The organism is Arthrobacter sp. CAL618 (genome assembly GCF_000468215.1).
Taxonomy (GTDB): domain Bacteria; phylum Actinomycetota; class Actinomycetes; order Actinomycetales; family Micrococcaceae; genus Arthrobacter_D.
On sequence record NZ_ASZW01000101.1, the window covers coordinates 1 to 13,272 of the forward strand.

Here is a 13,272-nt window from a genome sequence, read left to right on the forward strand (position 1 = left end):
CGACGTCGACGGCGTCCGGGTGCACTCGGTACGGCTGCGCGGTCTGGTCGCGCACCAGGAGGTGCTCCTCGGTGGCGTTGGCGAGCAGCTCACCATTCGCCATGACTCCTACCACCGCGAATCATTCATGCCCGGCGTGCTGCTGGGCGTGCGCGGTGTCGCGTCCCACCCCGGCCTGACGGTCGGGCTGGACGGCTACCTCGAACTGGAAGCGTGACCTCCCCCATGGCCGAAACAGCTGGGTTCCTTGACGCAGTAAAACGCCACCGGGCCAAAATCGGCGTCGCACTGGTGAGCCTGCTGCTCGTCTTCTGGCTGATCATCGCCCTGCAACGCAGCGTCATCCTCCTCACCGACCCGGACCTGGTCGCCAAGGCACTCGGGCTCGCCTACCTCCTGTTGCCGCTGATCGGCGGGTGGGCCATGATCCGCGAACTGCTGTTCGGGATACAGACCTCAAAGATGGCGTCCGACCTTGATGCCGAGGGAGGGCTCCCCATCGACGACCTGCCCCGTACCCCCGCCGGTCGGATTGTCCGGTCGGCAGCGGACGCACGGTTCCCCGAATACCAGGCGGAGGTTGAGGCGGCGCCGGACGACTGGCGCGGCTGGTTCAGGCTCTCCTGCGCCTACGACGCAGCCGGGGACAGGACCAGGGCGAGGCGCTCCATGCGCACCGCCGGGAAACTGTACAACGCAGCCCGCTAACAGCGTTAGCTGTTCACACCCGCCCGCGCCGCCCGCGACGCTCCGGAGGTCAGTAACTCCAGGGGCCCGCGGGCGTTGATGCGCTGGAAGAGGATGCCGAGGACAACAAACACGACCGCCTGGCCCCAATACACCAGCGCCGGGTCGGGCGCCGGGGTCTGGGCATCGACAACGCTCATGGTCCAGATATGAACCGCGTAAAGGGTCAGGGTCATCGCCCCGGCTGCCGACAGGGGGAGTAGCGCGGATTCAAACCGCCGGGTGGCCAGCAGGCACAGCCCAATCACCAGGGCAGCCGTCCCGCCGGTGTGCAGCAGGTCCAGGGGGGAGCCCGAGTGGGGTGCGCTCACGGCCAGCCACCACCACGAATCGGATTGGTCGACCCCCGTCAGGCTGACGCTCATCATTGCCGCCAGCGGGTATCTGCTGCCGTCGGGGGTCTGCAGCAGTGCCGCCAGACCGCCCAACGGGCCGAGGAGGTAGCCGCTGACGAGTTTCGCCGCCACGGCCAGGGTCGCACCGGACACCACCAGGCCCAGTTGTACCCGTTTGTCCCGGAGTGGTAGACGGCCGATCGCCATGCCGATCAGGATGTAGCTCAGCCACTGCAACGCCGGGTAGTAACCGGTCACGGTGATGTCGGCCAGCAGCGTGGCCGGTTCCAGCAGCGTTTCCCAGAGCGGATTCCCACCAATCGACGGCGGATTGACCGTCTCGGCGATCCAGGGCCGCAGCAAATAGGCGGCGACCGGCGAAAGGAGCAGCCAGCCTGCTGCCCACCAGAGAAGCCGCCTGAACGGCATGGAGACGAACGGCAGCGCCAGCAGGAACAGCACCCCGTAGTGGAAGAGGATGATGGCGATGTTGGTTTCCAGTCCGCCCAGCATCAGCCCGATCACCATGATGACGGCCGCACGTGCCGCGATGCCCCGGCGGTCCATCCCGATGGCGTTGCGGTGGTGGATCCGGTTCCCTCCGGTCAACAGGGCAAGGCCGAGCCCGGCGACGACGGCGAACAGGGCTGATGCCCGGCCGGAGAAAACCAGGGCCACCCATGACGCCTCGGCCGTGCCCGGAACGTACAGGGCAAAAATGTGGGTGCTCATCATCCCAAACAGCGCCACACCGCGGGCGGCGTCGACCCCGCTCAGCCGGCGGGTTACCTTGCCAGATACCATGACCTGATCGTCTCACAGCGGGGAGTCAGCCCCACGGCGGCGATGTGCAGCGGAAGCTAAACGGTGTCGAACCGGGTAACGTTTTACCCATGGCTCAAACCGACACCCGCACCCTTCCCTTCGGCACCCTGGTCACAGCGATGGTGACCCCGTTCCACGCTGACGGCAGCGTGGACTTCGAGGCCACCGCCCAGCTCGCGACTCACCTGGTCGACGACGGCTGCGACGGCCTGGTGATCTCCGGGACCACCGGTGAGACCTCCACGCTGGAGGACCAGGAAAAGGAAGACCTGTTCCGGGTGGTCGTGGAAGCCGTGGGCGGGCGGGCGAAGGTCATCGCCGGCACCGGAACCAACCACACCTCGCACTCCATCGAGATGGCGCAGCGTGCCGTGCGCGCTGGCGTCGACGGACAACTGGTGGTCACCCCGTACTACAACAAGCCCACCCAGGCCGGTGTGCTGGCCCACTTCGAAGCGATTGCCGCTGCCACCGAGCTGCCCATCATGATTTACGACATCCCAGGCCGGTCCAGCATCCCGATCCAGACCGAGACCATGATCCGGCTGGCGGACAATCCCAGGATTGTCGCGCTCAAGGATGCCAAGGCGGATTTCGCGGAGATCACCAGGGTGCTCGCCAACACCACGCTCGACGTGTACTCGGGCGACGACGGCCTCACCCTCCCCTGGATGATGGCTGGCGGCGTCGGTGTGGTCAGTGTCAGCGCACACGTGGCCACCGCCCAGTTCAGGGCGCTGGTCGACGCCGCGGGCGCCGGGGACGTGGCCACCGCCCGCCGGATCCACTTTGAGCTCGACCCGGTGGTGCGCGCGGTGATGACCCACATCCCCGGAGCCGTCTCGGCGAAGCAGATCCTCAAACGGCAGGGGCTGATCCCCAACGCTGCGGTGCGGCTGCCCCTGGTCGGACCCACCGCCGTCGAGATGGAAACCGTGCTCGCCGACCTGGCCGAAGCGGGGATGAACTTCGACCGCCCGCGCTCCACCCGGACCGCTGACGGAACACCCGCATGACGGTATCGGCCGCCACCGCACTCATCGCCCCACCAGAACTCGCACCGGGCGTTCTGCGCATCGTCCCCCTGGGCGGCCTCGGCGAAATCGGTCGGAACATGGCGGTGTTCGAACTGGACGGAAAACTCCTGATCGTCGACTGTGGGGTGCTGTTTCCCGAGGAAAACCAGCCCGGCGTCGACCTGATCCTCCCCGACTTTTCGTACCTCGAGGACCGGCTCGACGACGTCGTCGGACTGGTCCTGACGCACGGTCATGAGGACCACATTGGCGCTGTTCCGTATCTGCTGCGGCACAAAAAAGACATCCCGCTGATCGGCTCCCAGCTCACGTTGGCCCTGATCGAAGCGAAACTGCAGGAACACCGGATCACCCCCTACACCCTCACCGTCACCGAGGGGCAGATTGAACAGTTCGGACCGTTCGAGTGCGAGTTCGTGGCGGTCAACCACTCCATCCCGGATGCCCTCGCGGTCTTCATCCGCACCAGCGCAGGAAACGTCCTGCACACCGGCGACTTCAAGATGGACCAGTTGCCCCTGGACGGGCGCATCACCGACCTGAGGGCGTTCGCGCGGCTCGGCGAAGAGGGAGTTGACCTCCTCATGGTCGACTCGACCAACGCCGACGTGCCCGGTTTCACCACCGCCGAACGCGAGATCGGACCGGTCCTGAACCGGCTGTTTGGGCAGGTCACCAAACGGATCATCGTCGCGTCGTTCTCGTCCCACATCCACCGGGTACAGCAAGTGCTCGACGCCGCCGAAGCGCACGGGCGTTTCGTCTGCTTCGCCGGCCGCTCGATGGTGCGGAACATGGCCATCGCCGCGATGCTCGGCTACCTCAGGGTTCCCGACGGCATTCTCGTGGACATCAAAAACGTGGACACCCTGCCGGACGACAAGGTGGTTCTCATGTCCACCGGCTCCCAGGGTGAGCCGATGGCCGCCCTGTCCCGGATGGCCAACGGCGACCACCGGATCACCGTCGGCAAGGGCGACACCGTGATCCTCGCGTCCTCACTGATCCCGGGCAACGAGAACGCCGTGTTCAGGGTCATCAACGGGCTGCTCAAGCTCGGCGCCGACGTCATCCACAAGGGCAACGAAAAGGTCCATGTGTCCGGGCACGCTGCAGCCGGTGAGCTGCTGTACTGCTACAACATCCTCAGGCCCCGGAACGTCATGCCTGTCCACGGCGAAACCCGCCACCTGATTGCCAACGCCCGGCTCGCCGAGCAGACCGGGATCCCGAGCGAAAACGTGCTGCTCACCGACGACGGTTCGGTCATTGACCTGGTGGGCGGGGTAGCCCGCGTGGTCGGGGCGGTGGAATGCGGTTTCGTCTATGTGGACGGGTCCAGCATCGGCGAGATCACCGACGCCGACCTGAAGGACCGCCGGATCCTCGGCGAGGAGGGGTTCATCTCCATCGTCACGGTGGTCAACAGGAGCACCGGCAAGATCGTGTCCGGTCCCGACATCCACGCCCGGGGTTTCGCCGAAGACGACTCGGTGTTCGATGAGATCAAGCCCAAACTCAACGCCGCACTCGAAGAAGCAGTAATGAGCAACAAGGACCACACCGTCTACCAGCTGCAACAGGTGGTCCGCCGGGTGATTGGTACCTGGGTGAATAGGCGCTACCGCCGCCGGCCGATGATCATTCCGGTGGTCCTGGAGGCGTAGGAGCCGAAACCGGCAGCAGGCCTGCTCGCCGGGACTCCCAGCTCACCGGGCAGAGCTGTCGATGCTCGGCGGACGCCCCCACCTGCCGAGCAGCACTGCATGCGGCAACGCAGATCCGGCCGCGTATGTCCGGGGAATCCGGGGCTATGTCCGGTACCGTTGGCACTATGGCGACTCGTACTTCCCCGGGCCCCAGAGGTTCACAGCAGTCGCGCGGTAAGAACACCTCGGCTGCTGCGCGTTCAACTTCGGGCCGTAGCGGCGCAAACAAAAGCGGTGGCAACACCCGGCAACCCACCAAACAGCAGCCCGCGCTGCCCGGGGACACGCTTCCCCTGCCTCTGCGCGCACTCCGGGGGCTGTGGATGGGGGCCGCCCACATGGTCGCCTCGGGTATCCGCAAGTTCGGGCACGACGTCCACCCGGATAAGGAGCTCCGCCGGGACGGCACCGGCCTGTTCCTGATGATCCTCAGCGTGGCAGTCGCCGCAGTCGAGTGGTGGGCGCTCACGGGGCCCGGCGCCGATGTGGTGCACGCTGTCGCCGCTGGAACCTTCGGTTGGATGGCGCTGCTTGTGCCGTTCATGCTGCTGATCGGCGCGGTGCGCCTCTTCAGGTATCCGGAGAACCACCGGGCCAACAACCGGGTGGGCATTGGGATGACCATTGCCCTGTTCGCGGGTTCAGGTATCGCCCACCTCTCGGGGGGAGCGCCAGCCCTCGCCGACGGTTTCGAACGCCTCTGGCAGGCCGGGGGAGTGGTCGGCTTCCTCGTGGCCGGCCCGCTCAGCGGAATCCTGACCGAATGGCCGGTGATCGTGCTGCTCTCGGCACTCATTTTCCTGAGTCTGCTGATCATTACCGCCACCCCGTTCCGCCACATCCCCTCCCGGCTGCGCGCCCTGTATGAGCACCTGATGGGCCAGGACCTCATCGAGCGGGACCAGCAGGGCACCAAGGAACGGGGAACCGACCCGGCCACCGAAAAACATGATCAAAGCTACCTCGACGAGCGCCACTCGGCACCCGGTAGGAAACCCAAACGCAAGATGCGTCTCTTCGGACGCGATCGTGCGGCCGACCGCGCCCAGGCCGAGCTTGACGGGTACGTCGGTGATGAAGCATTCGAGCGGGCAGTCCTGGCCGACGACGACGACACCCAGCACCAGACTCAGGCGCACCAGGCGGCGCCGGTCCCCACCGAACCGCGGGTACCACCGGGCGTCCGGCGTCCTACCCAGCAGGAACGCGCCACCGAGAAGATCAAACAGGATCATGGCATCCCCACAGATCCCAACGACCGCGCCCACGACCCCGGTGGCAACCCTGAACCGGCCACCGAGGCGATGGCGGTCCTCCCTACCCCCGCACCACAGGTACCGTCCAATCCGGTGCAGCCGCAGATCCCGCCGACCCCCATGCCGCAGCGCACCGAGCAGCTGCAGCTGGCCGGCGACGTCACGTACACCCTGCCGCCGTCGGACTACCTGCCCGCCGGTACCCCGCCCAAGGAACGGTCCGAAGCCAACGACTCTGTGGTCGCAGCCCTGACCCACACCCTCGACCAGTTCCACGTTGACGCGAAGGTCACGGGGTTCTCCCGCGGCCCCACTGTCACCCGCTACGAAATCGAGCTGGCGCCGGGCACCAAGGTGGAACGGGTGACCGCGCTGTCCAAGAACATCTCCTACGCCGTCGCGAGTTCCGACGTCCGCATCCTGTCCCCGATTCCGGGCAAGTCGGCCATCGGCATCGAGATCCCCAACACCGACCGTGAAACGGTGTCACTGGGCGACGTGCTGCGGTCCGGCAACGCCCGCAAGACCGAACACCCGATGGTGATGGGTGTCGGCAAGGACGTTGAGGGCGGGTTCGTCGTCGCCAACCTGGCCAAGATGCCCCACCTGCTGGTTGCCGGTGCCACCGGTGCCGGTAAATCATCGTTTGTGAACTCCATGATCACCTCGATCCTGATGCGCTCCACCCCCGACGAGGTGCGCATGGTGATGGTCGACCCCAAGCGGGTGGAGCTCACCGCCTACGAAGGCGTGCCGCACCTGATCACGCCCATCATCACCAGCCCCAAGAAGGCCGCCGAGGCCCTGCAGTGGGTAGTCCGTGAAATGGACACCCGCTATGACGATCTCGCCAACTACGGCTACAAGCACATCGACGACTTCAACAAGGCGGTCCGGAACGGGAAGGTCATCCCGCCCGAGGGTTCCAAGCGCGTGGTGCGCCCGTACCCGTATCTGCTGGTCATCGTCGACGAGCTCGCCGACCTGATGATGGTCGCCCCGCGCGACGTCGAGGACTCGATCGTGCGCATCACCCAGCTGGCGCGCGCCGCCGGCATCCACCTGGTGCTCGCCACCCAGCGGCCATCGGTCGACGTCGTCACCGGCCTGATCAAAGCCAACGTTCCGTCCCGGATGGCGTTCGCGACGTCGTCGGTCACCGACTCCCGCGTGGTCCTGGACCAGCCGGGCGCCGAAAAGCTCATCGGCCAGGGCGACGCGCTGTTCCTGCCCATGGGCGCATCCAAGCCCATGCGCGTGCAGGGCGCCTGGGTCACGGAGTCCGAAATCCACCGGGTGGTGGAACACGTCAAGGGCCAGCTGAAGGCCAACTACCGTGAGGATGTGGCGGTCGAGGCGCCGAAAAAGCAGATCGACGACGACATCGGCGACGACCTCGACGTTCTCCTGCAGGCCACGGAACTGGTGGTCACCACCCAGTTCGGTTCCACGTCCATGCTGCAGCGTAAACTGCGGGTCGGCTTCGCCAAGGCGGGCCGGCTCATGGACCTGTTGGAGTCCCGCGGTGTGGTGGGTCCCTCGGAAGGCTCAAAGGCCCGCGACGTCCTGGTCAAGCCTGATGACCTGGCAGCGGTACTCGGCGCCATGCGCGGTGACGGACCCGTGTCCGTCCCCGACGAGCCGGCGCCCAGCGCCCCGCAGGCACCACCGATCGACCTGGTGGCCGACGATCTCGAGGCTCGCCACCAGGCGGGCCAGTACCATGACGGCTCGGACGACGACGATGACGGCTCAACTGACGCCTGGAGCCTCACGGGAAGGTAGCCTTATGCCGTGAGTATTCCTCCGGCCAAACAGGTCCCTACGCTGAACATTGCCAACGTCCTTACGGTGGTGCGGATCCTTCTCGTCCCGTTCTTCATCTGGTTTCTGCTCCTGGACGACTCGGCCGCCGATGGCTCGGGCGGGCTTTTCCGCTGGCTGGCGGTGGCGGTGTTCGCCGTCGCGATCTACACCGATAAACTCGACGGCGACCTGGCCCGGAGCCGCGGGCTAATCACCGACTTTGGGAAGATCGCCGACCCTATCGCCGACAAACTGCTCATAGGTGCCGCACTGATCCTGCTCTCTGTCATTGGAGAACTCTGGTGGTGGGTCACCATCGTGATCCTGGTCCGCGAACTGGGCATCACCGTGCTGCGGTTCGCCGTCATCCGCTACGGAGTGATGCCAGCCTCGCGCGGCGGGAAACTCAAAACGGTCATCCAGACCTTCGCCATCTTCCTGTACCTGCTGCCACTGGCCGGGGTGTTAGGTGACTGGTATTCCTGGCTGGCCATCACGGTGATGCTGGCAGCCGTCGCCGTCACCGTCGTCACCGGGATCGACTACATTATCCAGGCGATCCGGCTCCGGCGGGATGCGCGTTCAACCGGGCACCCCGGCAGCCCGACGTCGTAAGCGCGGCACCGATGGAACCGTTAGTTCCCGCTGGGCCTGCCGCAGAGGTGATCCGCCAGGCAACAGCCTGTCACCTCACCATCGCCACTGCCGAGTCGCTGACCGCCGGGATGGTCAGCGCCGCGCTGGGCTCGGTGCCGGGCGCATCCGCGGTGTTGCAGGGTGGGGCGGTGACCTACCAGAACCAGATCAAGGTGGACATTCTCGGCGTCGACTCCGCAGGGATCGCCGCGACCGGGGCGGTGGACGCCGTCGTCGCACGCCAGATGGCGGAAGGCGCACGGCGCGTCTTCGACGCCGATCTGGGCGTTTCCACCACCGGAGCTGCGGGACCCGAGCCACACGCCGGTAAGGCGGTGGGCACCGTCTTCGTGGCCGTAGCATCAGCGGCCGGGACGACGGTGAACGAATACCTGTTCGACGGCGACCGGGAGTCGGTCCGGAGGCACGCCTGTGCCGCCGCACTGAATCTGCTGGGCGCCGTGTTACGCGACCAGGCTGCAGGGAACAAATCCCAGGACTGAACAGTTATCATTACTGTCAGCCATTGAACAGGTTGACAGCTTAGGCTTGAAACTACCAAGCCGGTACACCTTCCTAAGGAGACACCGGATCAATTGCAACGAGGGAGCATGGCGATTCAGATGGTAAAGCAACCCGTATCCATTAACGGAGTAGTCCGTTGGCGGGATGTGGGGTTGGCGGAAGATGCACAGCGCAAGCCGAAGGAGCGCAAAATGGTAGTGCTACGCCATGAGATCGGCGATGTCCTGCGGGACGTCCGCCAGCGGCAGGGCCGCACACTACGCGAGGTTTCGCATAGTGCTCGAGTCTCCCTTGGTTACCTCAGCGAGGTAGAGCGGGGCCAGAAGGAAGCATCGTCTGAGCTCCTGTCCTCGATCTGCACCGCGCTCGATGTTCCGTTGTCCCTCATGCTCCGCGAAGTCAGCGATCGTCTCGCCGAGGCAGAGGGCGTATCAGTCCCTGACACGGTGCCCCAGGAATTCGCCCGGGCGTTTGTCGACGACATCCCGGCCGACCTATCCGAGGATTTCAGCCGCGGACTGGCCGCAACGAACCGCTAACTCAGCGTCCACAGCGATTTGACTGAAGCCCGCCGGAACACTCCGGCGGGCTTCAGTTTGTTGTCAACAGCGTGTTATCAACAGTTTGTTGTCAATCACCAGTTGTCTTTGGTGTACGTCTCATTGAGTTGGGCAATCAGGGTCCCCAGGGTGGTGAGGTCCTTGACATCCCAGTCGTCCATCAGGTTGTGGAACGCTTCCTTACGGGCGGTCTGGGCGGCGACCAGCTGCTTCGAGCCGGCGGGGGTCAGGGTAATCGACTGGGCCCGGCCATCGAGCGGGTCGGCTTCCTTCTGGACCAGGCCGAGTTGTTCGAGCATCGCTATCTGCCGGCTGACCGATGGTTTGCCGACGCCGATACTCGCCGCAATGTCGGTCAGCCGCATGGCGCCCTCCCGCTGAAGGATCACCAGCAGGCCGTAGGCGGCCGGTTCCATGTCCGGGTGGACGCGCCGGGCCACCTTGTAGGAGTTCGATCGTGCCCTCCGCCACAGCATGCTCAGTTGTTGTTCCAATGCCTGGATGGCAGTGTCTACGGCGGGATCGGCTTCACGGTGCTCGGCTGTCATGTGCTTCATTCTATGGTTACGCACACAATCGCTCATCAACCGGCCCCGAAAGCGGGCCAGCAAGTCAGCGAACTCAGAGACAGTGAGAGGATTACATCATGCGCACCAGTGCCTTTTGGCGGCTTATGGATGACGAGTTCGGCGCGGGGTACTCCCGTACCCTGGCCCGAACGATCGTCCTCGCCGAACTCGGCGGCCGCACGCCCGAAGAGGCCCTGGGTGCCGGAATCAGCCCGCGCGATATCTGGGTCGCGGTGTGTGACCTCCAGGATGTCCCGTCGGAACGCCGGTTAGGCAAGGACATCACTCCCAAATAGTCGGGATGCGGCACCTGACACGCCGCCCAAGTTATTCGAATACTTGTTCGGATAGGACTATCATTTCTAACAGACGGCTGTCGTGGTTATCCACATACGCCGTGAAGCTTCTCAATTTGTCAGTGCCCCGGGCTACGGTCGAATTGAACACGAAAACGGCCGCAACGGCCATAACCAACCGAGGTGAAGAATGGCCGCACCAGCAGACCGCGAGAAAGCTCTCGAAGCAGCACTTGCGCAGATCGACAAGCAGTATGGCAAAGGCTCGGTGATGCGCCTGGGTGATGAGGTGCGCGCCCCCATCGAAACGATTTCGACCAGCTCCATCGCACTTGACGCTGCACTGGGCATAGGCGGGCTGCCCCGCGGCAGGGTCGTCGAAATCTACGGACCAGAGTCCTCGGGTAAGACCACGCTGGCACTGCACGCGGTCGCCAACGCGCAGCGCAACGGTGGCATCGCGGCATTCATTGATGCTGAACACGCACTCGACCCCGAATACGCGAAGCGGCTCGGCGTCGACACCGACGCGCTCCTGGTCTCCCAGCCGGACACCGGTGAGCAGGCGCTGGAAATCATGGACATGCTGATCGGGTCAGGATCGATCGATGTGATCGTCATTGACTCGGTGGCTGCGCTGGTGCCCCGCGCGGAAATCGAGGGTGACATGGGAGATAGCCATGTGGGCCTGCAGGCACGGCTGATGAGCCAGGCGCTCCGGAAGATCACCGGCCGTCTCGCCCAAAGCAAAACCACAGCTATTTTCATCAACCAGTTGCGCGAGAAGATCGGCGTGTTCTTCGGTAGCCCCGAGACCACTACGGGCGGCAAGGCGCTGAAGTTCTACGCCTCCATCCGCATCGATGTACGCCGGATTGAAACCCTCAAGGAGGGCGCTGTCCCGGTAGGAAACCGGACCCGCGCCAAGGTAGTCAAGAACAAGATGGCACCCCCCTTCAAACAAGCCGAATTCGACATCCTGTACGGCTATGGAATTTCCCGTGAGGGCGGGCTGATCGATGTTGGAGTCGAGAACGGTCTCGTGAAGAAATCGGGTGCCTGGTTCACCTACGACGGCGACCAGCTGGGCCAGGGTAAGGAAAACGCACGGAAGTTCCTGCTCGACAACCCCGACCTGACCGACGAACTGGAACGGCGCATCCGCGAGAAACTCGGTGTTGGATTGGCTGCTGAAGAGGCGGCGGTCGAGCCCAAGGCGAAGGCTGAGCCGAAACTGAAAGCGGTCAGCGGAGAGAACCGCTAGCCAGCCATGCCTTTCGGACAGAACAACGGTTCCCGCAGTGGATTGAATTCCAGGCGGAAATCCGGGGCCGGCTCCGACGGGACAACCGCTCATCGGACATCAGGCGGCTGGAACGCCGGTGAGCGGAAATCCGGGAGCGGGCGAAAGCCTCGTGGCCGGCAACCTGCTGGCGCCGGATCGGGTGCCATCGGCTCCTCCGGTTCGGCCTCGGAGGTGTCCGCTGGCAAGGATGCGGCGGGATCTGGCGGGGGAGCCCTCGCACCCGATGCAGACCCTTACGCGACGGCACGGTCCATCGTGTTGCGGCAGCTCACCCTCGCGCCCAAAAGCCGGCATCAGCTTGCCTCCAAACTAGCGGAGCGGGACGTGCCCGCAGAGGTGGCGGTGGCCGTCCTGGACCGCTTTGAAGAAGTCCAGCTGATCGACGATGCCGAGTTCGCGATGATGTGGGTGCGTAGCCGGGCAGCGACCCGATCCCTGGCCAGGAGCGCACTGAAACGCGAACTGGCTGAGAAAGGCATCCACGGCGAGATCGCCGAGGAGGCACTGTCCCAGGTGAGTGACGATGAGGAACGGGACGCTGCAGAACAGCTAGTGCGCCGAAAGCACCGCCCCGCCGCCACGGGTGCAGATCGTGCCACCCTCGACAAGGAAACGCGGCGGCTGGTGAGCATGCTCGGGCGCAAGGGATACAGCCCGTCGCTGGCGTTCGGTGTGGTGAAATCGGTGCTCGACGACGTCGCCGCCGGCGCAGCTGACGACGACGCAGAACCTGATTTCCTCTGACGAGGTCCGCCGGGCTCAGGTCAGTCACGCTCAGCCGTTATCCATTCGTTCCCTAAAACGGCCGGTTGAGGTCTGGCGGACCCAGAACACCGAACTGTAGGCTGAGCATCCTTATGATCGGGCTGGCGCGGGGAATGACTGCTGCACGGACGGGCGCTGGTGCAGCGTTGGCCGTGGTGCTGCTTGGCGCTTCCCTCCTCACCTCGATCGCCCCGGCTGCAGCCCAGGACTACCCAACCTGGGACGAGATCAAGGCAGCCAAAGCCGATGCCTCAGCCAAACAAGCCCAGGTCGGCGAGATTGAAAGCCTGTTGGAAGGGCTCCGCACCGCCGCCGCCGAACTTGGCGACACTGCCGTCAGCTCAGCGGCTGATCACGCGCAGGCCGCGGAGGAACTGCGGGTGAGCGAACGGCTCTCCGACACGCTCGCCGAACAATTAGCCAATGCCGAGGCCGAGTCCGCGGACCTGCACCGGGCAGCTGGCGCAGCCGCTGCCCTCTCCTACAAGACCGGGAGCACCAACACCTCAATGCTGGCGCTGCTGGATCCGGAGGGCGCCATGGACCTGCTCGACCGCCTGATGATACTTGAAACCGTCACCGACCGGGCTGCCGGATCCTACAACGATGCGGTCGCCGCCGAGCGTGAGGCCGAGTCACTGCGGGACCGCTATGACGCCGCCACCGAGCGGCACCGGGAACTGACGGACGAGGCAGCCGAACGGTTACGCACTGCCCAGGGCGACGACGCCGCCGCCCGCACCTCGGTGCAGGAGCAGGAAACCCGGGCCGCAGAGCTCTTCGAGCAGCTTGCCGAACTGAATGACACCACGGCCGACCTTGAAGCCGACCGCATCCAGGGCTTGCAGGAAGAAGCTGCTTTCCTCGAACAACAGGTAGCAGCAGAGGCTGCTGCGGCGG

At 65.0% G+C, this 13,272-nt stretch carries 14 protein-coding genes; 12 read left to right on the forward strand and 2 right to left on the reverse strand.

Going from position 1 to position 13,272, the window contains the following annotated elements:
• A partial coding sequence (locus tag K728_RS18645) for a dihydrodipicolinate reductase C-terminal domain-containing protein (RefSeq protein ID WP_035747431.1) occupies positions 1-217 on the forward strand: 217 nt, incomplete at its 5' end.
• An 8-nt stretch (positions 218-225) separates the two neighbouring features.
• Positions 226-708 (forward strand): hypothetical protein, encoded by a 483-nt coding sequence (locus K728_RS0106615; protein WP_024476252.1) that lies wholly within the window; start codon positions 226-228, stop codon positions 706-708.
• A 5-nt stretch (positions 709-713) separates the two neighbouring features.
• Here the strand turns inward: K728_RS0106615 and K728_RS0106620 are convergent, their stop codons facing one another.
• On the reverse strand, positions 714-1,886 hold the full coding sequence (locus K728_RS0106620) for a heparan-alpha-glucosaminide N-acetyltransferase domain-containing protein (RefSeq protein WP_019483449.1): 1,173 nt from the start codon (positions 1,884-1,886) through the stop codon (positions 714-716).
• A gap of 89 nt (positions 1,887-1,975) precedes the next feature.
• On the opposite strand from K728_RS0106620, the gene dapA reads away from it, so the two are divergent.
• From dapA to K728_RS0106650, 6 genes are all read left to right on the forward strand, one after another.
• A complete protein-coding gene (gene dapA / locus K728_RS0106625; protein WP_019483448.1) occupies positions 1,976-2,923 on the forward strand; it encodes a 4-hydroxy-tetrahydrodipicolinate synthase in 948 nt (315 codons plus the stop codon).
• Positions 2,920-4,611, forward strand: a complete 1,692-nt coding sequence (locus K728_RS0106630; RefSeq protein WP_019483447.1) for a ribonuclease J — start codon at positions 2,920-2,922, stop codon at positions 4,609-4,611. Before dapA ends, K728_RS0106630 begins: the two co-directional genes overlap by 4 nt.
• Before the next feature lie 167 nt (positions 4,612-4,778).
• On the forward strand, positions 4,779-7,694 hold the full coding sequence (locus K728_RS0106635; protein WP_024476253.1) for an FtsK/SpoIIIE family DNA translocase: 2,916 nt from the start codon (positions 4,779-4,781) through the stop codon (positions 7,692-7,694).
• A gap of 9 nt (positions 7,695-7,703) precedes the next feature.
• On the forward strand, positions 7,704-8,330 hold the full coding sequence (gene pgsA / locus K728_RS0106640) for a CDP-diacylglycerol--glycerol-3-phosphate 3-phosphatidyltransferase (RefSeq protein ID WP_019483445.1): 627 nt from the start codon (positions 7,704-7,706) through the stop codon (positions 8,328-8,330).
• An 11-nt stretch (positions 8,331-8,341) separates the two neighbouring features.
• Positions 8,342-8,854: a CinA family protein gene (locus K728_RS0106645; RefSeq protein ID WP_024476254.1), complete on the forward strand. Its 513-nt coding sequence runs from the start codon at positions 8,342-8,344 to the stop codon at positions 8,852-8,854.
• Between the two features lie 120 nt (positions 8,855-8,974).
• Positions 8,975-9,415, forward strand: coding sequence for a helix-turn-helix domain-containing protein (locus tag K728_RS0106650; protein WP_024476255.1), 441 nt, complete (start codon positions 8,975-8,977; stop codon positions 9,413-9,415).
• Between the two features lie 95 nt (positions 9,416-9,510).
• On the opposite strand, the gene K728_RS0106655 is transcribed toward K728_RS0106650, so the two are convergent.
• Positions 9,511-9,984 (reverse strand): MarR family winged helix-turn-helix transcriptional regulator, encoded by a 474-nt coding sequence (locus tag K728_RS0106655; RefSeq protein WP_019483442.1) that lies wholly within the window; start codon positions 9,982-9,984, stop codon positions 9,511-9,513.
• A gap of 98 nt (positions 9,985-10,082) precedes the next feature.
• On the opposite strand from K728_RS0106655, the gene K728_RS0106660 reads away from it, so the two are divergent.
• The 4 genes from K728_RS0106660 to K728_RS0106675 all read left to right on the forward strand — a co-directional run.
• Positions 10,083-10,301, forward strand: a complete 219-nt coding sequence (locus K728_RS0106660) for a DUF3046 domain-containing protein (RefSeq protein WP_024476256.1) — start codon at positions 10,083-10,085, stop codon at positions 10,299-10,301.
• Between the two features lie 190 nt (positions 10,302-10,491).
• Positions 10,492-11,565, forward strand: a complete 1,074-nt coding sequence (recA, locus tag K728_RS0106665; protein WP_019483440.1) for a recombinase RecA — start codon at positions 10,492-10,494, stop codon at positions 11,563-11,565.
• A 6-nt stretch (positions 11,566-11,571) separates the two neighbouring features.
• Positions 11,572-12,351, forward strand: coding sequence for a regulatory protein RecX (locus K728_RS18650; protein WP_024476257.1), 780 nt, complete (start codon positions 11,572-11,574; stop codon positions 12,349-12,351).
• A 134-nt stretch (positions 12,352-12,485) separates the two neighbouring features.
• The coding region (locus tag K728_RS0106675) for a hypothetical protein (RefSeq protein ID WP_156911223.1) at positions 12,486-13,272 on the forward strand (787 nt) is incomplete at its 3' end.

Excerpts from the sequence above, each read along its gene's own strand:
- K728_RS0106655 (WP_019483442.1), bottom strand. The coding sequence starts at position 9,984 with ATGACAGCCGAGCACCGTGAAGCCGATCCCGCCGTAGACACTGCCATC.
- K728_RS0106620 (WP_019483449.1), bottom strand. The coding sequence starts at position 1,886 with ATGGTATCTGGCAAGGTAACCCGCCGGCTGAGCGGGGTCGACGCCGCC.
- K728_RS0106660 (WP_024476256.1), top strand. The coding sequence starts at position 10,083 with ATGCGCACCAGTGCCTTTTGGCGGCTTATGGATGACGAGTTCGGCGCG.
- K728_RS0106645 (WP_024476254.1), top strand. The coding sequence starts at position 8,342 with ATGGAACCGTTAGTTCCCGCTGGGCCTGCCGCAGAGGTGATCCGCCAG.
- K728_RS0106630 (WP_019483447.1), top strand. The coding sequence starts at position 2,920 with ATGACGGTATCGGCCGCCACCGCACTCATCGCCCCACCAGAACTCGCA.
- K728_RS18650 (WP_024476257.1), top strand. The coding sequence starts at position 11,572 with ATGCCTTTCGGACAGAACAACGGTTCCCGCAGTGGATTGAATTCCAGG.
- K728_RS0106650 (WP_024476255.1), top strand. The coding sequence starts at position 8,975 with ATGGTAAAGCAACCCGTATCCATTAACGGAGTAGTCCGTTGGCGGGAT.
- dapA (WP_019483448.1), top strand. The coding sequence starts at position 1,976 with ATGGCTCAAACCGACACCCGCACCCTTCCCTTCGGCACCCTGGTCACA.
- K728_RS0106615 (WP_024476252.1), top strand. The coding sequence starts at position 226 with ATGGCCGAAACAGCTGGGTTCCTTGACGCAGTAAAACGCCACCGGGCC.
- recA (WP_019483440.1), top strand. The coding sequence starts at position 10,492 with ATGGCCGCACCAGCAGACCGCGAGAAAGCTCTCGAAGCAGCACTTGCG.
- K728_RS0106635 (WP_024476253.1), top strand. The coding sequence starts at position 4,779 with ATGGCGACTCGTACTTCCCCGGGCCCCAGAGGTTCACAGCAGTCGCGC.